The sequence below is a fragment of the Amycolatopsis sp. NPDC005003 genome, assembly GCF_053600695.1.
In genome coordinates this window covers 130199-154980 of record NZ_JBSGAI010000023.1, presented here as the reverse complement: position 1 = coordinate 154980, position 24782 = coordinate 130199, and the positions used below count along the sequence as shown (strand labels likewise).

The window sequence follows — 24782 nt, the reverse complement described above, 5'->3', positions numbered from 1 at the left end:
GCTGGCAGGCAAGCCAGGATGGCAAAAGCATGCGAGCAGTCCCGCTGGTCGGGCAATCACTTTCGGAAAGTTTCGATGATCGCCCCCGGCGCGGGGTGAGCCGGGCCGGCCCACCCCGCTTTCCCTACTCGCGCAAGCCGATCGCCTCGATCGGCCGGGCCCGCAGCGCCACCGACGTCGCCACCCCGATCGCCACCATCCCGAGCAGGACCGCGCCGGCGACGACTCCCAAGTAGACGGACGGCGAACCGGCCGGGACCGGGTTGCCCCGCAACCCGAAGTTGAGCAGCGCCAAGGGAACCAGCGCCACCAGCGTGCCCAGCACGACCGCGAGCCCGACCGTGGCCGCGGCTTCGAGCCGCATCATCCGGGTCACCTGACGGCGGGTCGTGCCCACCAGCCGCAGCAGCGCGAACTCGCGCCCACGCTGCGCGGTCGTCAGCACCAGCGTGTTGGCCACCGAAATCGCCAGGTACCCGACGATGACGCCGGCCGCGACCAGGTTGAGGTAGAACTGCGCCTGCCGTTCCCCGCCTTCCGGGGCGGCGATCACCGACGCCGGGGCCACCGCCAAACCGGGGTACGGCAACGCACTCAGCGCCGTGGCCACCGCGCCGGCGTCGGCACCGGGCTGCCGCCGGACCAGCACCGAGTCGTCCAGCCGGCCGCCGACGTGCTCACGGGCCAGCGCGACCGGGAGCACGAAGTCGCCGAAGGCCAGGTCGTGCGTGTAGGTGGCGACCAGCCGCAGCTTCGCCGGGACGCCGTCGCCGAAGTGGAACTCGACCTCGTCGCCGAGCTTCTTGTCCAACCAGTCCGCTTCCGAACGGCTCAGCGCGACGGTGTCCCCGGTCAGGTCGGTGAGCCGGCCGGCGTCGACACCCAGCTCGAGGGCGGCCCCCGTCTGGTCGCCCGCCAGGCCCTGCGCCGGCGTCCGCTGGACTTCCACGCTGTCGCCCACCGGCGTCGCGGTGATCACGGACGTGCGCACCACCGGCGTCGCCGCCGCCACCCCGGGCACCCGGCCGGCCGCCGCGGCCACCTCCGGCGGGACCCCGCCCGGGGCCGCCAGCACGTAGTCGGCGGTCGTCGACCGCGCCGTCTCCTGCTGGGCGGCCGCGGTCATGGCCGTCGGGCCGTAGAACGTGGCGAGCGCGAACGCCACCGCCAGCATCAGCGGGGTCACCGCCGCCGCGACGCGCCGGGCGTTGGCGTGGGCGTTGGCCCCGGCGAGGTACCCGCTGATCCGCCAGACCCGGGCGAGCACGGGGACCAGGAACCGCATGACCAGCCCGGTCACCTGGGGCCCCACCACGGCCAGGCCGATGACCACGACGAGGGTGGCCATCGTCGAAATCGCGGCGGCGATGTCCCCGCGCAGGAACAGCGGGACGAGCGCGCCGCCCACCCCGGCCAGCACCAGCCCCCAGCCGGTGAGCAGCCGGACCCGGCCGAGCTCACGGCGTTCCACCGCGGCCTCCCCCAGCGCCTCCACGGGCCGGATCGACGACGGCCGCCGCGACGCCGCCCACGCCGCCAGCCGGGCCGCGCCCAGGCCGAGCAGGACCGCGGCCAGCAGCGGCAGCGGGCTGATCGCCAGCCCGAAGTCGGCCGGGACCACGCCGATCGCGGCGAACGCGTCCCGCAGCCCACCGGCGACCGCCAGGCCCAGCACGCTGCCCAGCACCCCGGCGACGAGCGCGACCAGCGTCGTCTCGGTGCCGATGAGCTTGCGGACCTGCCGCGGGGTCGCCGCGACCGCCCGCAGCAGCGCGAACTCCCGGCGGCGCTGGTTGATGGTCAGGGCCAGCGTGCTCGCCACCACGAACACCGCGACCAGCAGCGCGAAGCCGCCGAACGAGCCGGCGATGGCCAGCAGCAGCGTCCGCGTCTGGCTGACGTCGAGGAACTCGATGCTGCTGCGCTCGACGCCGGTGGCCACCTCGGCCCCCTCCGCGACGGCCCCGATCCGCTCGGCGAGGGTCTCCGGCGCGACCCCCGGGTCGGCGAGGACGCCGATCGCGTGCGCCTGGCCCGGCCGTCCGGCCAGCTCCGCGGCCCGTTCGGGGGTGAAGAACAGCGCCGACTGGCGCGAGCCGCCGTCGACGACCCCGCTCACCTTGAACGCCACCGGCCCGGACCGGGTGGTGATCCGCACCTGGCCGCCGATGCCGACGTCGGCCCGGCGCGCGAGGTCGGCGTCCAGCACGACGTCGCCCGCGGTGGCGGGCGCGTCCCCGCCGCGCAGGGTGAACGGCGCCAGCACGGCCGCGTCCCAGTTGTGCCCCAGCGATTCCCGGTCGGCGAGCACCCGCCCGTCGCGGGTGACGACCTGCGCCGGGAAGCTCTGCTCCGCGACCGCCGCGCGCACGCCGGGCACCGCGGCGATCCGCGCGGTCAGCGCCGCCGGAACCGACGGCTGCTCGCCCACCTGCTCGGCCGACAGGGCGTCGGCGCCGGGCGGGCGCACGGTCTGCGCCCCGCCGACGACGACGGCCGCGGCGGCGTAGCGCTGGGTGGGGACGCCGGCCCGCAGGCCGGATTCCATGAGGACCCCGCAGGCGGCCACCAGAGCGGTGCCGCACAGGATCGCGATGAAGGCGCCGGCGAACCCGCCGAGCCGGGTCCGGATCGTCTGCCAGGCGATGGCCAGCACGCTCACCACTCCCCGAGGTGCGTCATCCGCTCCGCCACCCGCTCGGGGGTGGGGTGCGGGAGGTGGCCGGCCAGCTTGCCGTCGGCCAGGAAGAGCACGCCGTGCGCGGCCGAGGCCGCGACCGGGTCGTGGGTCACCATCAGCACGGTCTGGCCCATCTGCTCGACGATCGCGCGGAGCAGGTCGAGCACCTGCCGCCCGGTGCGGGTGTCGAGGGCGCCGGTCGGCTCGTCGGCCAGCACCACCTCGGGCCGGGTGACGAGCGCCCGCGCGATCGCGACCCGCTGCTGCTGCCCGCCGGACAGCTCCGCCGGGCGGTGTTCCAGCCGCTTAGCGATCCCCACGCCCTCGACGATTTCCCGCAGCCACTGCGGGTCCGGCTTCCGGCCGGCCAGCCGCAGCGGCAGCGTGATGTTCTGCAGCACGTTCAGCGACGGCAGCAGGTTGTAGGCCTGGAAGACGAACCCGATCCGGCTGCGCCGCAGCTCGGTCAGCTGGCGTTCCTTCAGCTTGCCGATCTCGGTGCCGCCGAGCAGCACCCGCCCCGACGTCGGCCGGTCGAGGCCGGCCGCGCAGTGCAGGAAGGTGCTCTTGCCGGAGCCGGACGGGCCCATCACGGCGGTGAACGTCCCCCGCGCCACCCCGGCCGAGACGCCGTCCAGCGCGGTGACCGCGCCGTCGCCGGCGCCGTACACCTTCCGCACCTCGGTGAGTTCCAGCGCATACGCTGTGGTCATTGCGATCCCCTTCGTTGTTCCGCAACGAAAACTAGGCCGGTGGCGCCGGGGGATCGATCCCGTACGGAGGTGGATGCGGGGTAGCGCCAGCACTACCGCGGTGGTGGGGTGGGACACTGTGGCCGTGACGACCCGCTTGCGCGAGTGCTGGTCGGCGGTGCGTTACCTCGTGGTCGGCGCCGGCACGTCGCTGCTGTCGATGTTCGCCCTCGCCGGGCTGTTCGCCGTGCTGCTGCTGTGCCCGTTCGGTGTCGGGATCCCGTCGCTGGCCCCGATGATCCGGCTCTCGCGGTGGCCGGTCGCGGTCGACCGCCGCCGTGCCGCGCGGAAGCTGGGCGAACCGATCCCCGAGCCGTACCGGGACGGCTCCCCGCTGAAGGACCCGGCCACCCGGCGCGACCTCGCGTGGCTCGCGATCCACGGCGCGACCGGCCTGGTCATCGGCGCGCTGGCGTTCGGCCTGCCGCTCGGCGCCGTCCAGCAGGTCATCACGTCCTTCGTCTGGCCGCTGGTCCCCGGCGGCATCGAAGGCTCGTTCGGGATCATGGTGGATTCGTGGCCGCGGGCCGCGCTGGACCTCCTGGTGGCCGCCGCCATGGTCGCGGCGACCCTGCAGCTGCCGCGGGTGGCCCGGTGGCAGGCCCGCACCGCGCGGAAGCTGCTCGCGCCCGCCCCCGGCGTCGTGCTGGCCGACCGGGTCGCCGAGCTGACCGCGACCCGGGCGGCGGCCCTGGAGGCGCACGGCGCCGAGCTGCGGCGCATCGAGCGTGACCTGCACGACGGCACCCAGGCGCGGATCGCGGCGGTGGTGCTGCAGCTCGGCATCGCCGGCCAGCTGTACGACCGCGATCCGGCCACCGCGCGCGACCTGCTGGTCAAGGCCCAGGACACCGCGACCGACGCACTGGCCGAGCTGCGCACGGTCGTCCGCAGCATCTACCCGCCGCTGCTGAGCGAACGCGGCCTGGCCGGGGCGGTGCGGGCGCTCGCGGAGCGCAGCCCGGTGCCGGCCACCGTCGACGTCGAGTACGAGAGCGGCCGCCCGGCCGCGGTCGAGGCCGCCGCGTACTTCGTCGTCGCCGAGGCACTGGCCAACGTCACCAAGCACGCCGACGCGTCCGAAGTGGACATCACGCTCGGCGGCACGGCGTCGCTGCTGCGCTTGGAAATCCGCGACGACGGCCGTGGCGGCGCCGAAGAGACGCAGGGCAGCGGCCTGGCCGGCATCCGCCGCCGCGCCGAAGCCTTCGACGGAACCCTCACCCTGACCAGCCCACCCGGTGGGCCGACCGTGCTGCGAGTGGAGCTGCCATGCGGGTCGTGATCGCCGAGGACGACGCGCTGCTGCGCGAAGGCCTCGCCCTGCTGCTGAAGACGGCGGGCATCGAGGTGGCCGCCACCTTCGACAACGCCGAGGACTTCCTGGAGTTCGTCGAGGGCGACCGGCCCGACGCGGTGGTGATGGACGTCCGCATGCCGCCGACCCACCGCGACGAGGGCCTGCGCGCGGCCGTCCGCGCCCGCGAGATCCACCCGGCGCTGCCGGTGCTGGTGCTGTCGGCGCACGTCGAGACGAGTTACGCGGTCGAGCTGCTGGCCGACGGCGTCGGCGGGGTGGGTTACCTGCTCAAGGAGCGCGTCGGCAAGGTCGAGCGGTTCCTCGACGCGCTGCAGCGGGTGGCCAAGGGCGGCACGGCGATGGACCCCGAGGTGATCGGGCAGCTGATGAGCCGCCGCCGCGCCGCGGATCCCCTGGAGGCACTGACCGCCCGGGAGCGCGAAGTGCTGGCGCTGATGGCCGAGGGCTACAACAACAGCACGATCGCCGAGCTCCTGGTCGTCAGCGACGGTGCGGTGCTCAAGCACATCCGGAACATCTTCGCGAAGCTCGGGTTGCCGTCCGACGAAGGCGCCGGGCACCGCCGGGTGCTGGCGGTGCTCGCCTACCTCGGCCGCGATGCGGGGTAGCGCAGGCACCACCCCGCATCCGGGTGCGCACGGCATCGATCTCGAGGTCGCCGGCTCGTAGTGTTCCGGTCATGACAAACACCACCGCACCGACCCGCACCGCGACGCCCCTCGTCCTCTGGCCGGTCCTGCTCGTCAGCGCCGCGGTCAACGCGGTCGGCTCCTTCACCGGGCTGGCCGACCCGTTCCGGATCACCGCCGGCGCGATCGCGACCGTCGCCCTCGTCCTCCTGGTCGTCCACTACGTCCGGCGACGGCGGGTCACCTCGTGACGCACCCGCGCCGAATCGTCCACTAAGGACGGAGGCTGCGCAGCATCAGGTCCGCGAAGTGCTTTCCCACCTGCTCCCCCGACAGCTCCCCGTCGGCGTGGTACCACATCCCCAGCCGGTGGATGGCGCCGAAGTGGTAGTTGATCACCAGGTCGGCCGGGACGTCGGCGCGGAAGACGCCCGTCCGCTGTCCCTCGGCGACCAGGTCGCGCACCCGCTCGTGGTAGGTGCGCCGCTCCGCGCGCACCTGGACCTGCTTCGACTTCTCCAGCAGCGGGAACGACTGGAAGAACACCGTCGCCGCGTCGAGGTCGGCGATGCTGGTGACCACCACGTCGGCGATGATCGCGTGCAGGCGCTCGGCCAGCGGCAGGTCCGACTCGGCGATCGTCACCATCCGCCGCGTCTGCATCCGCAGCATCGCCGCGTAGATCTCGAAGAGCAGGTCGTCCTTGGACTCGAAGTAGTGGTACAGCCCGCCCTTGGTGACGCCGGCTTCCTCGACGATCTCGCGGACCGTCGTCGCCTCGAAGCCCTTCTCGGCGAACAGCCGCACCGCCGCCCGCACGACCTTCTCCCGGAGACTCATGTCGCCACCCTAGGGGAACGGACGGGCCGGCCCGCGGGCCCCACGGACCGGCCCGGTCGTCACTTGCTCACCAGGTCGACCTGCTCGGGAGTGGCGCGTTCACCGGAGTAGGGCGTGATCGCGCCCGTCCCGCGGTCGGTGACGGCCGGTGGCTGCAACACCGTCGTCGTGGTGTCCGGGTTGATCTTGAACACGTACGCCCCCGTGTAGCCCGCGTGCGACTCCTTCGAGAACCCGAACGGTGTCAGGCCCGGCCCCTTCAGCGCGCCGGAGCTCATCGCGTCGACGACCTTCTGCCGCGTCGGGTCCGGGCCGGCCGCCTTGAGCGCCTGGCCGAACGTGTACGCCTGCACCATGCCGAACAGCACGGTGTTGGTGAACGGCTCCTTCGCGATGTACTTGTCGTGGATGCCCTTGAAGTAGGCCACCCACGGGTCGGCGGTCTGGGCGACGTCCGGCAGGTACCCGGTGCCGATCAGGCCGGCCAGCAGCTGCCCGCTCGAGACGCCGGCGCCGCCGCGCTTGGCGAAGTCCTGCAGCAGCCCGGACAGCGTCGCCGGGTCCGCGCCGATGCTGCTGACCACGAACTGCGGCCGGTACCCGATCTTCGCCGCGGCCAGGATCGACAGCGCGGTGAACGCCGGGATGCACGCGCAGACGACGACCTCGGCACCGGCCGCCTTGAGCGCCGACAGCTGTGGCGTGACGTCGGTGTTGGCGCTGTCGTAGCCCTGCCGGACGACGACCTGGTCCTTGACGAACTGGTCGAGCCCGGCCTGGGTGTCGCGGCCGACGTCGTCGTTCTGCGTGAAGTAGCCGACCTTCTTGCCGGCGAGGTTGTCCTTGACGTACTTGCCCTGGATCTTGCCTTCCCGGGTGTAGTCCACCTGGTACCCGAAGGTCATCGGGGCCTTCTGCGGGTTGTCCCAGGCGAGCGCGCCCGAAGACACCAGCAGGTCCGGGACGCCTTCGGCGTTCAGGTAGTCGACGACCTTCGAGTGCGTCGGCGTCCCCAGCCCGCCGACGATCGCGAACACCTTGTCCTGCAGCACGAGCTTCTTGACGACCTCGACGGTCTTCGTCGGGTTGTAGCCGTCGTCCTCCACCTTGTACTCGATTTTGCGGCCGTTGATCCCGCCGCTGTCGTTGATCGCCTGGTAGACCGCGCGGGCGCCGGCGGAGATCTTGCTGTACCCGGGCGCGGCCGGGCCGGTGAGCGGCTGGTGCGTGCCGATGACGACGGTGTCCTTGGTGACGCCCACCGCCGAGTCGGCGGCCTGCGCTCCGCCGCCGTCGCTCTCCCCCGCGCCGCCGCACGCGGTCAGCGCCACGGCCAGGGCGAGGAAACCCGCGCCGTACCTAGTGGTTCTCATGGTTCTCCTTCTTTTCGGCGGGTCGGCGGAGAAGTCCGCGCAGCTTTTCGAAACCGCCCTGGATGCCGCGCGGGAAGGCGAGCACGACGACGATGAGGATCACGCCGTACACCGCGAGCGGGAGGTTGTTGGCCACGTCGGTGTTCAGGTGCAGGACGTCGGCGAGATCCTCGGACCAGGCCTGGAAGTACACGAGCGCGACCGCGCCCCACAGCGCGCCCCACAGGGAGCCGAGCCCGCCCAGCACCACCGCGGCCAGCAGGCTCAGCGACAGCGCGGGCGTGAACGAGCCGGGCGCGGCGGTGCCCAGCAGGAACGCCTGCAGGCCGCCGGCGAGGCCACCGCAGACCGCGCTGACCAGGAACGCGAGGATCTTCGTGCGCCCGACGGCGATCCCGCTCAGCGCGGCGGCGACCTCGTCGTCGCGGACCGCGCGGAAGTCCCGGCCGAGCCGGCCGCGGACGATGTTGACCACCAGCACCAGCGCGAGCAGCACGCTGAGCCAGACGATCCAGGTCTGCCAGCGCAGTTCCGGGACGCCGACACCGGCCGGTCTGCTGTGGACGGTGAAGCTCAACCCGTTGCTGCCGCCCAGGAAATCGGGGAACTTCCGGGTCAGCGCGGGCAGGCCGACGGCCAGGGCGAGCGTCGCGCCGGCGAGGTACGGGCCGCGCAGCCGGGCCGCCGCCGCGCCGGCCAGCAGCCCGGCGAGCCCGCCGGCGGCCGAGGCCAGCAGCAGGTCGGCCCACAGCGGGAACGACGGCACGTGCTTCACCAGCAGCGCCACCGTGTACGCGCCGATGAACATGAAAGCGCCGTGCCCCAGCGAAACCTGGCCGGTGAGGCCGGTCAGCAGGGTCAGCCCGGCCACCGCGATCAGGTAGTACCCGATGGTCGCGAGGCGCAGGTTGGTGAACTCGTCGGTGACCAGGGTCAGCAGCACGACCACCACGAACGCGCCCAGCGCGGCGAGCGCGTGGACGAGCAGCGGCGGCAGCGTGCGGCGCTGCTTCACCGGCGCTGCCGTGGCTTCCGCCGGTTTCGTGCGCACGGTCATACCCGCCTCACCTTGGCCCGGCCGAACAGCCCGCTGGGCCGCAGCGTCAGCACGACCACCAGGATGGCGAGCGCGGCGATGGTCACCATCTCCGGTCCGAAGTATCCGGACACATAGGACAGCCCGACGCCCAGGACGAACCCGCCGGCGATGGTGCCCAGCGGGTTGTCGAGCCCGCCGAGCACCGCCGCGGTGAGCGCGTAGACGAAGACGCCGTCCAGCACGTTCGGGAACAGGAACGGCGGGGTGGCGAGCAGCCCGGCCAGCGAACCGACGGCCGCGGCCAGCCCCCAGCCCGCGGTGAGCATCAGCCCGACCCGCACGCCGAGCGTCCGCGCCACTTCCGGGGCGAACGCGGCCGCGCGCATCCGCAGGCCCAGCGGCGTGTACTTGAACACCACCAGCACCAGCGCGGCGATCGCGAGCACCACCAGGACCACGAACAGGTCGTTGGCGGAGAACCGGCCGCGGAAGTCGAAGGCGTACGGGAACGCCAGCGGCTCGTTGGACCAGATCATGCCCGCGACCGCCTGCAGCACCAGCAGGAGACCGAGCGTGACGATGATCGAGCTGAGCTCGGAGCGGTGCCGCAGCGGCCGGATGAGCAGCCGTTCGGTCGCGACGCCCAGCACCGTCCCGGCGACGATCGCGACGGCGAAGCCGAGCCAGTAGCTGCCCGTCGCCTTCGTCACCGAGTACGCGAGGTAGGTCGAGATCAGAGCGAGGGCGGGTTGCGCGAAGTTCACCACCCGGGTGGCCCGGTAGATGATGACCAGGGCGAGCCCGAGCGCCGCGTACACCGCGCCGGCCGAGATCCCGCCGAGGGTCAGGTCGAAGAAGTCCTGCATACCGGACCGTTCACCTCCTGGTGGGTGGTTCAGAAACCTAGGTAGGCGTGGCGGAGGCCGTCGTCGGCCAGCAGTTCCGCCGCGGTGTCGACGGCCACCACCCGGCCGAGCGCGAGGACGTACCCGCGGTCGGCGATGGACAGCGCGGAGTGCGCGTTCTGCTCGACGAGCACGACGGTGAGCCCGGTCGAGGCCCGCAGGTCGCGCAGGATGCCCATGATCCGGGCGGTGACGAGCGGCGCGAGGCCGAGCGACGGTTCGTCGAGCAGCAGCAGCGACGGCCGGCTCATCAGGGCGCGGCCGATGGCGAGCATCTGCCGTTCGCCGCCGGAGAGCGTCGAGGCGGGTTTCGCGCAACGTTCGGCCAGCGCCGGGAAAAGCTCGTACATCTCGGTCCGCGCGGCGGCCCGGTCGGCGCGGTCCCGCCGCCACAGTGCGCCCAGCCGGAGGTTCTCCTCGACGGTCAGCTCGGTGATCACGCCGCCGCCTTCGGGCACGAGCGCGATCCCGCCGCGGGCGATCCGGTCCGGCGCCAGCCCGGTCAGTTCCGTGCCGTTCCAGGTGATCCGGCCACCGCGGGCGGGCTGCAGGCCGCTGATCGTGCGCAGCAGGGTGGTCTTCCCGGCACCGTTGGCCCCCAGCACGGCGGTGATCCCGCCGCGCTCGACGGTGAGGCCGACGCCGTCGAGCGCGCGGACCGCGCCGTAGGCCACGGACAGCTCTTCGATCTCAAGCACCGGACGCCTCCTCGGCGGGGTCGCCGAGGTAGGCCTCGGCCACCCGGGGGTCGGCCTGGATCCGCGCGGGGCTGCCCGCCGCGATCACCTCGCCGAAGTTCAGCACCACCACGCGGTCGCAAACCTCCATGACCAGGTCCATGTGGTGTTCGACGAGCACCACCGCCATCCGCCGCCGCAGCGAGACGATCAACGTCGAGAGCTCGGCGAGCTCGGCGGACGACAGCCCGCTCGCGGGTTCGTCGAGCAGCAGCAGGTCCGGTTCGGCCACCAGGGCCCGCGCGAGCGCCACGCGTTTCCGCACGCCGTAGGGCAGCACGCCGGGCAGCCGGCCGGCGAGGTCGGCGATCCCGAGTTCGCCCAGTGTCGCCCGGGCCCGCCCGGCCAGCTCGGCTTCGTCGCGGGCCGAACGGCCGGCGCCGGCGAGGGCCGGGAGCGCGCCGGTCCGGGCGTGGCGGGCCGCGCCCGCCAGCACGTTCTCGAGGACGGTCAGCCCGGGGAACAGGCCGAGGCCCTGCAGGGTCCGGACGATCCCGAGCCGCGCGAGGTGCTCCGGGCGGTGGCGGACGAGCGGGCGCCCCCGCCAGAGCACGCGGCCCTCCTGGGGCCGGACGAACCCGCAGACGACGTTGAACAGCGTCGTCTTGCCGGCGCCGTTGGGCCCGATGACCCCGACGACGGTGCCGGCGCCGACGCTCAGGTGGACGTCGTGCAGGGCGGTGAGGCCGCCGAAGCGCACGGTGAGGCCGTCGACCACGAGCAGGTCGCCAGGGTCCGTCATCGATGACTCTCCTATCCCACCATGTGGACTTCGTCGTACCGCGCGGTCGGTATGAAGAGGGTGGGCTGCGGCGGCGACGAAGTCAAGACCGCACGGAACGGGACTTTCCACCCACCGGACGCACTGAAGGGCACCTTCCTCGCGTCGAATGCGAGGGAGGTGCCCTTCAGTGCAGCCGGACCAGGCTCAGCCGGTGCCGGTCTGCGGGGCGATCATCGAGGAGGCGTCGAGCTTCGTCTGGATCACGCCCAGCTGCTGCAGCAGGTCCGGCACGCGCTGGATGCGGCGGGCGTCCAGGCTGGACCCGAAGGCGGGCATCACCATCAGGCTCGCGATGTCCTGGTCCACCTTGGCGTTGCGGACGACGAGCGGTTCGATCCGCGCCCGGTCGACCGCGGCGCGCGTGGCGTTGAGCATCGCGCGCTGGAACGCCCGCATCGTCTTCGGGTGGTCCTGGACCCACTTGGCGGTGGCGCCGTAGCCGGTGAGGGGGAAGTTCTGCGTGCTGCCGCTGGCGGCGTCGATGACCGGGAACGCGCCCGCGGTCCGGGCCGCCTGGGTGAGGAACGGTTCCGGCTGGTAGGCCGCGTCGACCCGGTTCTGCGCCAGCGCGGTGCTCATCTCCGCCAGCGGCATCGGCACCCACTGCACCTTGCCGGGGTCGACACCGTGGTCGCGCATCACCGACCGGGTCAGCACGTCCGAAGCGGCGTTCTTCGAGCTGATCGCGATCCGCTTGCCCGGGAGGTCGGTCACGGTCTTCACCGGCGAGTTGGGCACGGTGACCACCTCGTTGCTGCGCGGGCTCGCCGACGTCCCGTCGGTGACCAGCTTCACGTCCGCGGCGCCACTGCTCTTGGCCAGGAAGAACAGGGTGTAGGTGGACAGCGCGAGGTCGTCCTGGCCGCTCGTCATCCGGCTGAGCGTCTCCTGCCCGCTGGTGCCGACGTCGGTCTGCACGTCGAGGCCCTCGGCCTTGAAGTACCCGCCTTCCTGGGCGAGCCAGAGCGGCGCGAGGTCGACGGTGGTGAGGATCGCGACCCGGATCGACGGCTTTTCGACGTCACCGGCGGTTGCGGGGCCCTTGAGCTGGCTGCACCCGGTCAGCAGGACGACGAAGGCCAGGGCGAGCACGGCGAGCCGGCGGGTCGAGGCGCGATGAAGCAATGCCACTCCTCGGAGAAGATTATGGGGACCACGGAATACGGCTCGTTCGGCCGTGATCAGCGGGACTGTAGATGACGATTTCCCGGCCCGCAAATGTGTTGCCGAGAAATACGTCACGCCACGTTCACGCGAAAGAGTGACAAGAGGGCCAACGGGTAACCCACCCACAGGGTGGATGCGCCCGGCGGAAAGAAACCGACGACCAGGTGCCCCGTTTCGTGATCTTGCCACTCCAGGTAGTGACCTCGGGTTGCGCTGATCGTCGTAACGCCACCGAGTGGCGACGCGACTGCCTGGCGTGACCTCCAGTCCTGGCGAACCGGATCCAGCCGAAGAATTGACAACGCTGATCGAACAATCCACACCCGCCGGCTACCGACACGTCGAATCCACCGTCGTCCACCAGGAAGAAAACACCTTCAAAACGGCGACCATCTATTACGTGCCGACCGAAGGCGACGACGGAAAGCTGATTCTCATGCTCAGTTCCTGGTCCCGGAGACCGGATTTCTCCGGATTCGACCTCCGGCCCGGCGCGAGCAAATGGACGTGCGCGGACGACGGCATCGGCGAACTCCACCGGTTCCTCTCCGACCGTTTCGAGAGCCCGGAGCCGGCGGCCGAGCCGGCCGCCCCGCTCGCGGCGGTCGTCCGGAAGGTCCAGACGGGGGAAGCCGATGCGGGCCAATTGGCCCAGCTGGCGGAAGCGCTGGCCGGCGCCCCGAACGCGGCCGGGATCCTGGCCGCGCACGGCGCCGGGCAGGTGCTGCTCGACGGCATCCAGGCGGCGAAGCAGCGGGACGTCATCGCGGCGCTCTCCGAAGTCGTCCGGGATCCGGACGCGAAGGAGAACGAATTCCAGCAGATCCTCCAGGAAAGCTGGTGGATGTTCGGCGGCAGGTTCGTCGAGAAGGCGAAACGACGGCAGCTGACGGTGCTGACCCAGCTGGACGTCCCGCTGATCCGGGCCGACGGCGCGCTGCACGTCGTCGAGCTGAAACGGGCCTGCGTGCCGAACCTCGTCGTCAAGCACCGGGACTTCTTCGTCGTCGGCCCCGAAGTGAACAAGGCCGTCGGTCAGACTCTCAACTACCTGCGCGAATTCGACGAAGAACGCAACACCATCGAGCGGAAACTGGGCATCGAATGCCGGCGCGCCTTCGCGACGGTGGTCATCGGCCACCCGGAGCACGTGCCGGACGCCGAGGCGCGCGAGCAGGTCCCCGACACGCTCCGGACCTACAACGCGCACCTCAGCCGCGTCGAAGTGATCACCTACGCCGACCTCATCAAGGGCGCGGAGAAGGCCCTGGAACTCGCGCCGTCGCCGGCCGGCTGACCGCTCGCAGGGTGTCCGGGGTCGCCGGCTGGACCAGCGCGCTCCGCGAGTCCACCGAGCCGTGTCGGCCGCGCCGCAGTGCTGGATTCAAGGCAACCAAGGCCACCCTGGGGCGCTCGGGCGGAGTCCCGGTCGACTCCCGGCAGGGCTGGCGCCCGGCTACGTCCCGGTCAGCTTCGGCGCAGGCGCAGGCGCGGACGCGGGCGCGGGCGGCTGCACCGACATCGCGGAGATCAGGTGAGCCGACCGCAGCACGGCGTCGCGCAGCAGGGCGGCGCTGTCCTGGGCCCGCGCCGGCGTGAGCACGAACCCGGCGCTCGTGTGCTCCCCCCAGCCGGTCATCACGTTCGGCTCGCCGAACCCCCGGATCGGTGACGGCAGCGGCGGTGCCACCGGCAGGTGCGCGTCGCTGGCCAGCAGGCTGACGTCGGCGCGGCCAGCCTGTTCCGGTACCGCGCGCGCGGCCCGGGACGGCGGCGCCTGGTGCGCCACGACGAGTGCCCGCGGGACCCCCAGTCCCGCGGCCACCCGGCGCTGGGCCAGCCGGTAGGCGACCAGGGCGCCGAGCCCCGCGCCGAACAGCACGTGCGGGCTCTCGAGGGCCTCGGCCAGTTCCCCCGCCAAGGCCTCGACCAGCAGCCACATGTCCCGGTAGGGATGCTCGTCCCGGCGTTCGCCCCGGCCCGGCAGCTCCACGACCTGCACCGCGATCCGCGGATCGCGCCAGGCCCGGTAGCGGCCGGCGGCTTCCCCGGCGTCCGGGAAGCAGACGAACAACAGACGCTGCACGTCGTCTCGGTCCACCCGTGGCCTCCCTTCCAGCCTGCCCGGGGATAGGGTCGGCCAAAGCACTTCCGTTTCGCTTCGGTCCGTCTTCCGGGGGGCATCACGTGCGCTACCGCCTGCTCGGACCGGTCACGGTCCTCGGCGACGCGGGCCCGCTGCGGCCCGGCGGCCAGAAGCAGACGTCCGTGCTCGCCGCGCTGCTGCTGAACGCCAACCGCGTGGTCACCGAGGACCGGCTCATCGACCTGACCTGGGGCGAGAACGCGCCGCCGAGCGTCCGCGGCCGGCTCCAGGTGCACATCTCGGAGCTGCGGAAGCTGCTCGGCCGCGACGTCATCGTGCGGCGCGCGCCCGGTTACCTCATCGAAGTCGCCCCGGGCGACCGCGACCTCGACGTGTTCGACGCCGAGGTGGCCAAGGCCAGGGCGACCTCCGGGGCGGACGCCGTCACGCACCTGCGGGCCGCGCTGGCGCTGTGGGAAGGCAGCACCCCCCTCGGCGGGGTGAGCGAAGCGCTGGCGGAGTACGAGGGCCCGGCACTGGCCGAACGCCGGCTCGTCGCGCTGGAGGAGCTGTACGAGCAGGAACTCGTCGCCGGGCGGCACGGCGAGGTCGTCGGGGAGCTGCGGCGGCTCGTCGACGAGCACCCGTTCCGCGAGCGCCTGCGGGCCACGCTGATGCTCGCGTTGCACCGCTGCGGCCGCACGCCGGAAGCGCTGGAGACGTACACGCGGGCGCACGAGCTGCTGGTCGACGAACTGGGCATCGAACCCGGTCAGGCCCTGCAGGACCTGCGGATGCGGATCCTGCGCGGCGAGGGCGAGCCCGCCCCGCCCGCCGCCCCGATCACCCCGCGGCCCGCCGAGCTGCCGCTGGACGTGCGCGGGTTCGCCGGCCGGGCACCGGAGCTGGCCGCGCTCGACGAACCCGGCGAGGTCTGGGTGATCACCGGCACCGCCGGCGTCGGCAAGACCGCGCTGGCCGTGCACTGGGCCCACACCGCCCGGACCCGCTACCCCGACGGCCAGCTGTACGTGAACCTGCGCGGCTTCGACGCCGACGACGAGCCGCTCACGCCCGCGGCCGCGCTCGCCCAGCTGCTGCGGACCCTCGGCGTCGACCTGCGGGACGTCCCGCCGGGGGTGGACGACCAGAGCAAGCTCTACCGGTCGCTGCTGGCCGACCGGCAGGCCCTGGTGGTGCTGGACAACGCCCGCGACACCGCCCAGGTGCTGCCGCTGCTGCCGTCCTCGGGGCGGGTGCTGGTGACCAGCCGCCACCGGCTCGACGAGCTGGTCGCCCGGGTCGGCGCCCGATCGCTCGGCCTGGCCCAGCTGCGCGAGGCCGACTCCCGGGCGCTGCTGACCGCGCTGCTCGGCGACCGGACCGCGGCGGAGCCGGAAGCGGCGGCCGAGCTGGCCCGCCTGTGCGGCCACCACCCGCTGGCCCTGCGGATCGCCGCGGCGAACACCGGCGTCGCCAGCATCGGCGAGCTGGTCGACGAGCTGCGCGGCGACCCGCTGGCCCACCTCGGCTTCGACGGCGAAAGCGCGGTCGCCAAGGCGTTTTCGGTGTCCTACCAGGCGCTGCCGCCGGCGTTGCGGCAGACGTTCCGGCTGCTCGCGCTGGTGCCGGGAACCGACTTCACGGCGGTCGAGGCGGCGGCCCTGCTCGAAGAGACGGCCGAGGTGGCGACCCGGCGGCTGCGCGGGCTGATCGCGGCGAACCTCCTGGAGGCGCACGCGCCCCGCCGCTACCGCTTCCACGACCTCGCCCGCCGCTATGCCGAGCGGTGCGTCCGCGCCGAGGAAGACGAGCCGGCGCGCGAGCAGGCGTGGGAACGGCTGTTCACCGGCTACTGCGCGGCCGCGGACGCCGCCGTCGCGCTGCTCGGCGCGCGGATCGTGGCACTCCCCCGCGAGGACGCGCCGTCGGCGCCGAGCCCGGTGGTCTTCGCCGGCGCCGCCGAAGCCGTGGCCTGGCTGGACGTCGAGGTGCCGAACCTCTCGGCGGCGCTGCGGCAGGCCGCGGCGCGCGGGCCGTACCCGGGCGCCTGGTACCTCGCCGACGCGTTGCGGCGGTTCTTCCACGACCACGGCCGCCGGGCGGAGTGGCTCGAGCTGGCCCCGATCGTGCTCCGCGCGGCGCAGGACCACGGCGCCCAGCCCGCCGAAGCGCTGGTCGAGCTGTCCATCGGCGGGGCGTACTTCCGCGAAGGCCAGCACGAGGCCGGCATCCGGCACTCGGAGAAGGCGGTGCTGGCCAGCCGCGCGTGCGGCTGGCGGCAGTGCGAGGCCACGGCGGTGGCGAACCTCGGGGCGATGCTGGAGTGGACGGGGCGGCTGTCGGAGGCCGTCGAGCACAGCCGTCGCGCGATCCAGCTGTTCCGCGAGCTGGCCAACCGGTCGGGCGAGGCACTCGCGCTGAACTCCCTGAGCTGCCACTACCGGCAGCTGGGCCGCCTGGAGCAGGCCGAGGACTGCCTGGTGGAGGCGATCGCGCTGGCCCGCAAGGAGGACCTGGCGTTCTGGGAGGCGGCCAACCTCGCCGACCTCGGCTGGGTGCTCATGGCCACCGGGCGGCTGGCGGAGTCCGGGGAAACCCTCGACCAGGCGTTGCGGGCGTTCCGCGACCTGGGCTCCAGCTTCGGCGAGGCCACGGCGTTGAACGTGGTGAGCGCCCTGCAGATCGCCCGCACCGACCACGCGGCCGCGGCGGCGACGGCGGAGGCGGCCCTGGAGTGCGTCCGCCGCGACGGCGACCGCCAGGTCGAGGCGGCGGCGCTGATCGCGCTGGGCCGGGCGGAGGAGGGCCGCGGTGATCTCGCCGCGGCGGAACGCGTCCTGCGCGAGGCTCGCGCGCTGACGGCGGAGTCGGGACTGCGGGGCCAGCTGGCGGAGGCGGCCGCGACGCTGGCGCGGGTCCTCGCCGCCGACGGGCGCCCGGGCGAAGCGGGCGAACACGCGCGAACGGCACTGGACGCCGCCCGGGCGGGTGGCTTCCGGGTGGTGGAGGCCGAGGCGCTGCTGGGCTTGGCGGCGGTCCAGGAGGCGGCCGGGCGGTCGATCCTGGCCGGCGGGACGGCCCGGGAGTCCCAGGCGCTGTACCGGGCGGTGGGGCACGTGACGGGTGAAGCCCTGGCGGGCGAATTCCTCGCGCGGCTCGGCGACCAGGCCACGGGCTGAGCGTCTGCCGCGGCCGGTCGTGGGCCCGGCTTGGCCCGCGTCGGGTGTTACCTCCCCGGCGCTCGCGCGACATACTGAGGACATGCCCCGTCCGAAACACGTCCCCGCGAGCGATCTGCGCCTCCCGGACGCGCTGCAGCCGGGGCGGCCGAAGGGCGATCAGCTGCGCGAGATCCTGGAGAGCGTCGCCACGGAAGCCGGGCCGGGGCGGCTCATGCCGTCCGAACGGTTCCTGGCCGAGCACTTCCAGGTGGCCCGCGGCACCGTGCGGCAGGAGATCAACCGCCTCGTCGCGGACGGCGTCCTGTACCGCCAGCACGGCACCGCGACGTTCACCGCCGAACGGCAGGCCGCGCACATCGACATGCTGACCTCGTTCACCGAGGACATGCAGGCCCGCGGCGTCGTGCCGAAGACGAAGGTGCTGCACGCCGAAGTCGAAAGCGCGGGCCCGCGCATCGCGGGACGGCTGAACGTGCCGCCGGGCGCCCGGGTGTTCCGGCTCGAACGGCTCCGCTACGTCGAGGACGAGCCGTTCGCGGTCGAGCGCACCAACCTGTCCGTCGACCGGTTCCCGGACATCGAGCTGTTCGACTGGGAGACCCAGTCCCTGCACCGCACGATCGAGGAACGCTGGGGCGTGCGCCCGGAGTGGAACGACACCGCGATTTCCGCGGTCCTGCCCAACAGCAACGACGCCGCCCTGCTCGGCATCGAAGCCACCCAGCCGTGCCTGATCATCGAAGGCACCCTGCACGACCAGAGCGGCGGCGTCATCGAAGCGGGCCGGTCGCTGTACCGGGCGGACCGCTACACCGTCTTCACGCAGGCGCGGCGCAGCCCGGCGACCTGAGCGGGCAACCCCCGGCGCCCGTCCCGCGTGCTAGCGGAAACGGCGCGGAGGGGGCCCGATGGCGACGCGGAAGACGAAGACCCGTCGGCGGCTGGCCCTCGCCGCCGTTCTCACCGCCTCGGCGGCGGTCACGCTCCTGTCCGTCCGCCGTCCGCAGGCGAGAACACCCCGGGCCTCGCGGCCGGTGCCGAGGCCCCGGCCCGCGCCGGAGGTGCGGGAAGAACAGCTGGTGACCCCGCGGGTGAAGCTCACCCGGTCGCTGACCCTGGCCGCGTTCTTCACGGTGGCCGCGGTGCTCGCGGTGCTGTCCGCGCACGAAGACCGGCACGCCGGGGCGTTCGGGCTCGCCGTGCTCGGCCTGGTCGGCTGCACGCTGGGGCTGCTGGTGGCTTCCTGGTGGGGCGGCTGGATCTCGGAGGAGCTCTACTACTTCCCGTTCCTGTTCGCCATGCTCGGCGTGTCCTGCCTGCTCTTCGGCGGCCCGGCCGTGGTGACCGAGGTGATCCTGACCCATCGCGGCACGCCGGTCACGGTCGAGGTCGCGCAGGCGAACCTCGACCCGGACGGCGGCGGCACCTACCGGTTCGTGCTGCCCGGCGGCTCGACGCTGCTGCCCGGCGACCTGCGCACCGATGCCGGATTCACCCTGGGCGAGCGGTTCACCGTGCTCGTCGACCGCGGGGGCTTCGTGCGCCCCATGCTGCCCGAAGAGGTCGACCCCGCGGTCCCCGCCGCCTTCGTGCTCGGCGGCGCCGGGGTCCTGGGGGTCACCGTGCTCCGCTCCGGCTACCCGCTCCGCCGGCTCAGCAGCGGCTGACCTGGTGCGCCCGCAGCACCTTCAGGCAGTGCTCCACCAGCTCGTCCGCGGCCTCCGGCTCGAACAGCGTCACGTACGACTCGTAGATCCCGTCGCGGTGGCCGTCGGCGTCCGGCAGGTAGCCCAGGTAGCCGTCGGTGTAGCCGATCACCCGGGTGTGCCGGAACGGGCTGCCGCGGCGGATGCGCAGGCCCAGCGACGCGAACAGCTCGAACGGCGTGTGCAGCCAGGCGATCTCCCCCAGCGACACCACGCTGACCGGCACTTCCGCGCAGCCCGTCGGCCGCCCGCTCGCCGCCATCGTCGCCAGCATCGCGCAGCCCTCGTAGCGGGTCTGCGCGATGCGGACCGCCGGGTGGTTCTCGCCGTGGCGGGCGAGCTCGCGCTGCCACTCCGCCTCCGCCGCCTGCCGCAGCTCGAGGCTGTCCTCGAGCGACGGGATGTCGCGGTAGGGCAGGTGCAGCGTCGAGCGCGTCAGCCGGACCGGGCCGGCCGTCGCGGGCGCGGGCGACACCGCCGCCAGCGTGCGCGCGATCGACGTCGCCAGGTGACCGCCGAGTGTGCGGACCTCGGCGTGGTCGCGGCCGCGGCGGACGAACCGGGAGCTGGCGTCGCCCGCCGCGCCCTGCAGGAAGGCCGCGACCGGCTGGCCGACCAGGGTGGCCAGCTCGCGGCGGGTCGCGCCCGGCCAGTCCGCCGACCAGGCGAGGTTGTCGGGGCCGAGCACCGTGGGGTGGCTGGCGTAGTCGAACAGCAGCGCGGCCGGAGTGCCGTCGTCGCGGCGCAGCTCCAGCACGCCGAACGACGTGTCGTGCGGCCCGTCCGGCCGGTAGCGGTTGCCGCCGACGGCTTCCGTCGAACCCGCGTGCCAGCGGGCGCGGACCCGGCCGCGGCAGGCGCGCAGCCGCCGCGCGGCGCCGGTGACCTTCTCCGCCATGCCGCCGACCAGCCCGGCGTCGCGCTGCCCCGGCAGGCCGGGGTGCAGCGGGCCGGTCCAGCCCTCGGGGCCGGAATGCGTGTGCGACGCGCAGACGAGCACCCGGTCCGGGTCGATTTCCACCGCCTCGGCGACCGCGTCGGCCAGGGTGCGGGTCAGGCGAGCGTCGACGGCGAGGGCGTCCAGCGCCACCCACACCACGCCGGGGTCGTCCTCGGTGGACAGCCAGATCAGCGACGCCTCGAGGTCGTCGTGCGTACCGGTCGCGACGCCGTGCCGGGCCAGGTAGCCGCCGAGCGGGTGCCCGGGCCCCGGCGTGATCCGGACGTCTTGCGCGGCGAGCAGGAGCGCGGCGGTCACCAGGTCGATTCCAGGACGTCGACGACGCCGTCGCGGCCGGCGGCGCGAGCCACCCCCGCGAGCGCGGTGACGTCGTCGGTCGTGTGCAGCAGGACTTCCAGCAGCATCGGCAGGTTGAGCCCGGAGACCAGCTGGATGCGCGGGTGCCCGGCCGCGAGCGTGCGGACGGCGTTGAACGGCGAGCCGCCGTGCAGGTCGGCGAGCACCAGCACGCCGGGGGCGTCGCCGGCCAGCGCGAGCACGCGGGCGCCGAACTCCTCCGGGCTGTCGCGCGGGCTCAGCTCGCAGACCTTCAGCCGCGCCTGCGGGCCGAGGATCATCTCGGCGGCTTCCCCGACGCCGGAGGGCAGCCGGCCGTGGCCGGCGAGGATGATCGGAACGGACATGGCGAACTCCCCTAACTCTTCGCCGGGGCCGATGGCGCGAACCAGCCGAGCCACCCCAGGACGACCCCGGCCACGACCACGATGCCGATGACCCAGACCGGCCGCAGCCGCGCCTTGACCGTCAGCAGGTACACCCCGGCGGTGACGAGCACCGGGAGCAGGAACGGGAGCAGCTCGTCGAGCCGGTCCTGGATCGCCACCGCCTGCGTCACCGGCTGCCCCTGGACCGTGGTGGTCTGCCGGTAGGTGAGCGTGGTGACGACCTTGACGATCGACGGGATGAACCCGCCGAGGACGACGAACCCGAGCACGGTCGCGCCCTGGGCGACGCGCGCGAGCGCCCCGGCGGCGAGGTGCCCGGCCAGCCGCTTGCCCTCGCGGTAGGCGAACCCGAACTGCCAGCGCCGCACCAGCGCGTACGGCACGAGCACCATGACCGCGGCGAAGGCGGGGCCGAGCCAGTTGCCCTGCAGTGCCCACGAGGCGCCCATGGTGAAGACGATGCTGTTGTACAGCGCGAAGACGACGGTGTCGCCGATGCCGGCCATCGGCCCCATCAGCGCGACCTTCGTGCTCGCCGCCGACTTCGGCGTGCCGGCTTCTTCGAGCGCGACGCTGGAGCCGAGGATCAGCGGGCCGCCGACGAGCACCGAGGTGTTGAAGAACTGCAGGTGCCGTTGCAGACCGGCGACGTAGTCCGCCTTTTCCGGGTAGAGCCGGCGCAGCACCGGTTCCATCGAGTACGCGAACCCGAGCGCCTGCATCCGCTCGTAGTTCCAGGAGATCTGGCTCGACCAGAAGTACCGGCGGAACACCCGCCGCAGGTCCTGCTTGGTCAGCCGTGGGTCCACTGTGGACTCGTCCGCGGCCGCTTCGGGGACGGCGATCGCGGGCTCGTCGCGCTTCAGCGTCACGAACAGCATCGCGACCGCGACGCCGACCAGCGCGATCCCGAGCACCGGCAGCTTGAGGTAGGCGAACCCGACGAACCCGATGAGCAGCAGGTACCAGTACCGCGACAGCTCCATCATGCCGAGCAGCAGCGCGAAGCCGACCGCCGGCAGCAGCGACCCGGCCAGGGTCATGCCCTGGACGAACCCGGCCGGGATGCTCGCGGTGATGTCCTTGACCAGCCCGCCGGAGGCGGCGAGCGCGGCGAGGAACGTCGGGACGGCGCGCACGGCCACCCACGGGACCAGGCTGATCCAGTGGATCATCGCCAGGCCGCGGGCGTTGCCGTCGGCGGCGTAGCCGTCGGCCCGGTGCACCAGCGCGGTGGTGACCATCTTGCCGACCGGGTCCAGCGCCGCGAGCAGGATCGCCGCCGGCAGCCCGACGCCGATGCCGATCGCGGCCTGCGCGGCCGGGGTGCCGGCGGCGCCCGCGGCCAGCGCGGTGCCGACGATCGCGCCGGTCTGGTAGTCCGGGATGGTGGCGCCGCCGTAGGTGTAGACGCCGAGAGCGGCCAGCTCCAGCGTGGCGCCGACCAGCAGGCCGAGCAGCGGGTGGCCGGTGATCAGCCCGGCCACCGAGCCGGCGATCAGCGGGCGCTGGGCGTAGATGAGGAACGGCCCGAGGCCGTCGTACGTGCAGTAGATCGCCCAGAGGGTCAGGGCCAACGCGACGAGCATGCGGAGCTAGAGCCCTTTCCGGTCGAGCAGCGGGACGAAGTCGGCGGGCTTGTCCTGCGGCATCAGCTGCGTGACCAGCGGGACGCCCGCGGCGGCCAGCTTGCGGTAGGCGTCGGCCTCGTCGGCGGTGACCGCGATCGACCGGGTGACCATGGTGGCGGGCTCCCCCGGCCGGGGGGCCACGTTGCCGACGTTGACGACCTCGGGCCGCAGGCCGCCCTCGACGAGGCGGAAGGCGTCCTCGGGGTGCTTGGCGATGATCATGACGTCCGTGCCGGCCTCGACGGCGAGCGTGGCCTCGACCGACAGCACGTCCGTGCGCAACCCGCGGGCGGCCTGCGGGAGCAGCATCCGCTGCAGTTCGTCGGTGGCGACGTCGTCGTTGCAGACCACCAGGCGGCGCACGCCGAGGCGGCGGGTCCACGCGACGGTGACCTGACCGTGGATGAGCCGGTTGTCGATCCGGACGTGTGCCCCCGTCATGTTTCTCCTCCCGGCCGGCAGGAGACATACTGGTTCGTACCAGTATCTGTGTCAACACTGCCGGTGACCGGCCTTCGCGCGGCCGACGGAAGGACCCCTCAGACCTTCCGTCGGCCCACGAGCGCGAAGTCCCCCTGGATTTTTCTCCCGGACCCTCCCATAAAGGTATATACCAGTATGGACGGATGTGATCGACTGTCAAGACCTCGGACCTCGGAGAATCCGAGAAATTCTCGACCGGTCAGCCGACCGAAATTCGACGGGAACATTCCGGGGGAACCGCGCAACCTGACCCGGTCACCGTCGTTATCCGCATCGTCCGTTCAGGGGAGGAAAGCATGCCGGCCGTCAGATCGAACATCGTCCCGCTCCGGCACGCGCGGCCCGGCGTGGTGGCGTACGTGAAGAGCCCGGCCGAGTGGTTCGTCGCGAACAGCGGCTGGATCCAGGGCACCGAGGGCGTCGCGCTGATCGACACCTGCGGCACCGAGCAGGCCACCCTGGAACTGCTGCGCGACGTCCGCAAGTACGCCGGCGACCAGGAGCTCACGGTCGTCATCACGCACGCGCACGGCGAACACCACAACGGACTCGGCGTCGCCCTGCGCGACGGCGGCACCGCGCTGGCCGCCCCGGGCAGCCTCGACCTGGTCAAGGCCGGGCCGCAGACCTACGGCAACGTCTTCACCTACACCCGCTGGGGCGTGCTCGAGCCGCCGGAGCCCGGCGCCGTCCGGCCGGTGACCGGCCGGCACGAGCTGGACCTGGGCGGCGCGACGGTCGACGTCGTGGCGGTGCCGGGCGTCGCGCACACGGCGGGCGACCTGGTGGTGCACGAGCCGCGGTCGAGCACGCTGTTCACCGGCGACCTGGTGTACATCGGCGACACCCCGATGGCGGTGCACGGCTCGATCCCCGGCTGGCTCGACGCGCTCGACTGGCTCCAGGACACGTTCCGCCCGCGCACCCTGGTCCCCGGGCACGGCCCGGTGGCGACCCCCGCCCACCCGGCGCTCCACGGGATGCGCGTCTACCTGGAGTGGCTGCTGGAGGCGACGGTGCGCCAGTCGAACTTCACGAAGCTGGCGAAGCAGGCGTCCCTGCGGTGGCCGTCGTGGCGCAACCCGGAGCGGCACATCGGGAACCTGATGCGCGCGTACGCCGACCAGCACGGCCGCAAGCTCGACGTCGACCTCGCGGTCGACGCGGTCCTGGCGGCCGCCGGGGGCCGGATCGATCTGGACCTGCTGCTGGGCAGCGAACCGGTCCGGCAGATTTCCTAGGAACCGGAGCCGCCCAGGCTCTCCAGGAGAGTCCGCAGCGTCGCGGCGAGTTCCACCCGCTCGCCGGTGTCCAACGCGGCCAGGATCCGGTGCTCGGTCTCGACGTGCTCCGGCAGCGCCCGGTCGATCAGCTCCCCGCCGGCCTCGGTCAGCCGCACCCGCACGCCGCGGCCGTCCGCCTCGTTCGGCGTGCGCTCGACCAGCCCGCGCGCCTCCATCTTGTCGAGCCGCTGGGTGATCGCCCCGGACGTCACCATCGCCGAGCGCATCAGCTCCGTCGGGGTCAGCCGGTACGGCGGCCCGCTGCGGCGCAGGGTCGCGAGGACATCGAAGGTCGCCCGGTCCAGGCCGTGGCGGGCGAACGTGCGGCGCAGTTCCGCGTCGACCAGCGCGCTCAGCCGGGACAGCCGGCCGATCACCGCCATCGGGGAGACGTCGAGGTCGGGGCGCTCGGCGTGCCACTGCGCCAGCACCCGGTCCACGTGGTCGGCCATCGCCACAGCGTAACCGATGTCTTAGCGGTAAGTGAAAGGGTAG

General features: G+C 73.0%; 23 protein-coding genes. 8 read left to right on the top strand and 15 right to left on the bottom strand.

The window, feature by feature from the left end; all coding sequences use genetic code 11:
• Positions 1-124: 124 nt before the first annotated feature.
• A complete protein-coding gene (locus tag ACWED2_RS26035; RefSeq protein WP_449693093.1) occupies positions 125-2665 on the bottom strand; it encodes an ABC transporter permease in 2541 nt (846 codons plus the stop codon).
• Positions 2659-3393 (bottom strand): ABC transporter ATP-binding protein, encoded by a 735-nt coding sequence (locus ACWED2_RS26030; RefSeq protein WP_449693092.1) that lies wholly within the window; start codon positions 3391-3393, stop codon positions 2659-2661. The genes ACWED2_RS26035 and ACWED2_RS26030 overlap by 7 nt, the downstream gene beginning before the upstream one ends.
• A 124-nt stretch (positions 3394-3517) precedes the next feature.
• Between ACWED2_RS26030 and ACWED2_RS26025 the strand changes: the two genes are divergently transcribed.
• From ACWED2_RS26025 to ACWED2_RS26015, 3 genes are all read left to right on the top strand, one after another.
• Entirely contained in the window at positions 3518-4717 is a 1200-nt protein-coding gene (locus ACWED2_RS26025) for a sensor histidine kinase (protein ID WP_449693091.1), read from the top strand.
• Entirely contained in the window at positions 4705-5361 is a 657-nt protein-coding gene (locus tag ACWED2_RS26020) for a response regulator (protein ID WP_449693090.1), read from the top strand. The genes ACWED2_RS26025 and ACWED2_RS26020 overlap by 13 nt, the downstream gene beginning before the upstream one ends.
• Positions 5362-5432: 71 nt before the next feature.
• Positions 5433-5633 (top strand): hypothetical protein, encoded by a 201-nt coding sequence (locus ACWED2_RS26015; RefSeq protein WP_449693089.1) that lies wholly within the window; start codon positions 5433-5435, stop codon positions 5631-5633.
• A 22-nt stretch (positions 5634-5655) separates the two neighbouring features.
• Here ACWED2_RS26015 and ACWED2_RS26010 read toward each other — a convergent pair whose 3' ends face one another.
• From ACWED2_RS26010 to ACWED2_RS25980, 7 genes are all read right to left on the bottom strand, one after another.
• The gene (locus ACWED2_RS26010; RefSeq protein WP_449693088.1) at positions 5656-6222 is read right to left on the bottom strand and encodes a TetR/AcrR family transcriptional regulator; all 567 of its coding nucleotides are present in this window, start codon (positions 6220-6222) and stop codon (positions 5656-5658) included.
• 59 nt (positions 6223-6281) lie between these two features.
• Positions 6282-7595, bottom strand: a complete 1314-nt coding sequence (locus ACWED2_RS26005) for an ABC transporter substrate-binding protein (RefSeq protein WP_449693087.1) — start codon at positions 7593-7595, stop codon at positions 6282-6284.
• Positions 7582-8652: a branched-chain amino acid ABC transporter permease gene (locus ACWED2_RS26000; protein WP_449693086.1), complete on the bottom strand. Its 1071-nt coding sequence runs from the start codon at positions 8650-8652 to the stop codon at positions 7582-7584. Before ACWED2_RS26000 ends, ACWED2_RS26005 begins: the two co-directional genes overlap by 14 nt.
• Positions 8649-9500: a branched-chain amino acid ABC transporter permease gene (locus tag ACWED2_RS25995; RefSeq protein WP_176172688.1), complete on the bottom strand. Its 852-nt coding sequence runs from the start codon at positions 9498-9500 to the stop codon at positions 8649-8651. The genes ACWED2_RS26000 and ACWED2_RS25995 overlap by 4 nt, the downstream gene beginning before the upstream one ends.
• A 29-nt stretch (positions 9501-9529) precedes the next feature.
• Entirely contained in the window at positions 9530-10237 is a 708-nt protein-coding gene (locus ACWED2_RS25990; RefSeq protein ID WP_449693085.1) for an ABC transporter ATP-binding protein, read from the bottom strand.
• Positions 10230-11018, bottom strand: coding sequence for an ABC transporter ATP-binding protein (locus tag ACWED2_RS25985; RefSeq protein WP_449693084.1), 789 nt, complete (start codon positions 11016-11018; stop codon positions 10230-10232). Before ACWED2_RS25985 ends, ACWED2_RS25990 begins: the two co-directional genes overlap by 8 nt.
• A gap of 186 nt (positions 11019-11204) precedes the next feature.
• The gene (locus ACWED2_RS25980; protein WP_449693083.1) at positions 11205-12185 is read right to left on the bottom strand and encodes an ABC transporter substrate-binding protein; all 981 of its coding nucleotides are present in this window, start codon (positions 12183-12185) and stop codon (positions 11205-11207) included.
• A 442-nt stretch (positions 12186-12627) separates the two neighbouring features.
• On the opposite strand from ACWED2_RS25980, the gene ACWED2_RS25975 reads away from it, so the two are divergent.
• Entirely contained in the window at positions 12628-13524 is an 897-nt protein-coding gene (locus ACWED2_RS25975; protein WP_449693082.1) for a Shedu anti-phage system protein SduA domain-containing protein, read from the top strand.
• Positions 13525-13683: 159 nt separating this feature from the next.
• On the opposite strand, the gene ACWED2_RS25970 is transcribed toward ACWED2_RS25975, so the two are convergent.
• A complete protein-coding gene (locus ACWED2_RS25970) occupies positions 13684-14328 on the bottom strand; it encodes a thioesterase II family protein (RefSeq protein WP_449693081.1) in 645 nt (214 codons plus the stop codon).
• Between the two features lie 86 nt (positions 14329-14414).
• Between ACWED2_RS25970 and ACWED2_RS25965 the strand changes: the two genes are divergently transcribed.
• The 3 genes from ACWED2_RS25965 (at position 14415) to ACWED2_RS25955 (ending at position 19165) form a co-directional block, all read left to right on the top strand.
• Entirely contained in the window at positions 14415-17495 is a 3081-nt protein-coding gene (locus ACWED2_RS25965; RefSeq protein WP_449693080.1) for a BTAD domain-containing putative transcriptional regulator, read from the top strand.
• A gap of 82 nt (positions 17496-17577) precedes the next feature.
• Positions 17578-18348 (top strand): GntR family transcriptional regulator, encoded by a 771-nt coding sequence (locus ACWED2_RS25960; protein ID WP_449693079.1) that lies wholly within the window; start codon positions 17578-17580, stop codon positions 18346-18348.
• Positions 18349-18406: 58 nt separating this feature from the next.
• Entirely contained in the window at positions 18407-19165 is a 759-nt protein-coding gene (locus ACWED2_RS25955; protein WP_449693078.1) for a hypothetical protein, read from the top strand.
• On the opposite strand, the gene ACWED2_RS25950 is transcribed toward ACWED2_RS25955, so the two are convergent.
• Genes ACWED2_RS25950 through ACWED2_RS25935 form a run of 4 tightly spaced genes read right to left on the bottom strand, consistent with a single transcriptional unit; the run spans position 19152 to position 22962 of the window.
• On the bottom strand, positions 19152-20462 hold the full coding sequence (locus ACWED2_RS25950) for a hypothetical protein (protein ID WP_449693077.1): 1311 nt from the start codon (positions 20460-20462) through the stop codon (positions 19152-19154). The genes ACWED2_RS25955 and ACWED2_RS25950 overlap by 14 nt on opposite strands.
• Positions 20459-20848: a PTS sugar transporter subunit IIA gene (locus tag ACWED2_RS25945; protein ID WP_449693076.1), complete on the bottom strand. Its 390-nt coding sequence runs from the start codon at positions 20846-20848 to the stop codon at positions 20459-20461. The genes ACWED2_RS25950 and ACWED2_RS25945 overlap by 4 nt, the downstream gene beginning before the upstream one ends.
• Before the next feature lie 11 nt (positions 20849-20859).
• Positions 20860-22479 (bottom strand): PTS system mannose/fructose/sorbose family transporter subunit IID, encoded by a 1620-nt coding sequence (locus tag ACWED2_RS25940; RefSeq protein WP_449693075.1) that lies wholly within the window; start codon positions 22477-22479, stop codon positions 20860-20862.
• Between the two features lie 6 nt (positions 22480-22485).
• The gene (locus ACWED2_RS25935; RefSeq protein WP_449693074.1) at positions 22486-22962 is read right to left on the bottom strand and encodes a PTS sugar transporter subunit IIB; all 477 of its coding nucleotides are present in this window, start codon (positions 22960-22962) and stop codon (positions 22486-22488) included.
• 338 nt (positions 22963-23300) lie between these two features.
• Between ACWED2_RS25935 and ACWED2_RS25930 the strand changes: the two genes are divergently transcribed.
• The gene (locus tag ACWED2_RS25930) at positions 23301-24245 is read left to right on the top strand and encodes an MBL fold metallo-hydrolase (protein ID WP_449693073.1); all 945 of its coding nucleotides are present in this window, start codon (positions 23301-23303) and stop codon (positions 24243-24245) included.
• Here ACWED2_RS25930 and ACWED2_RS25925 read toward each other — a convergent pair.
• Entirely contained in the window at positions 24242-24739 is a 498-nt protein-coding gene (locus tag ACWED2_RS25925) for a MarR family winged helix-turn-helix transcriptional regulator (protein ID WP_449693072.1), read from the bottom strand. The two genes, ACWED2_RS25930 and ACWED2_RS25925, sit on opposite strands and share 4 nt — an antisense overlap.
• Positions 24740-24782: the final 43 nt, after the last annotated feature.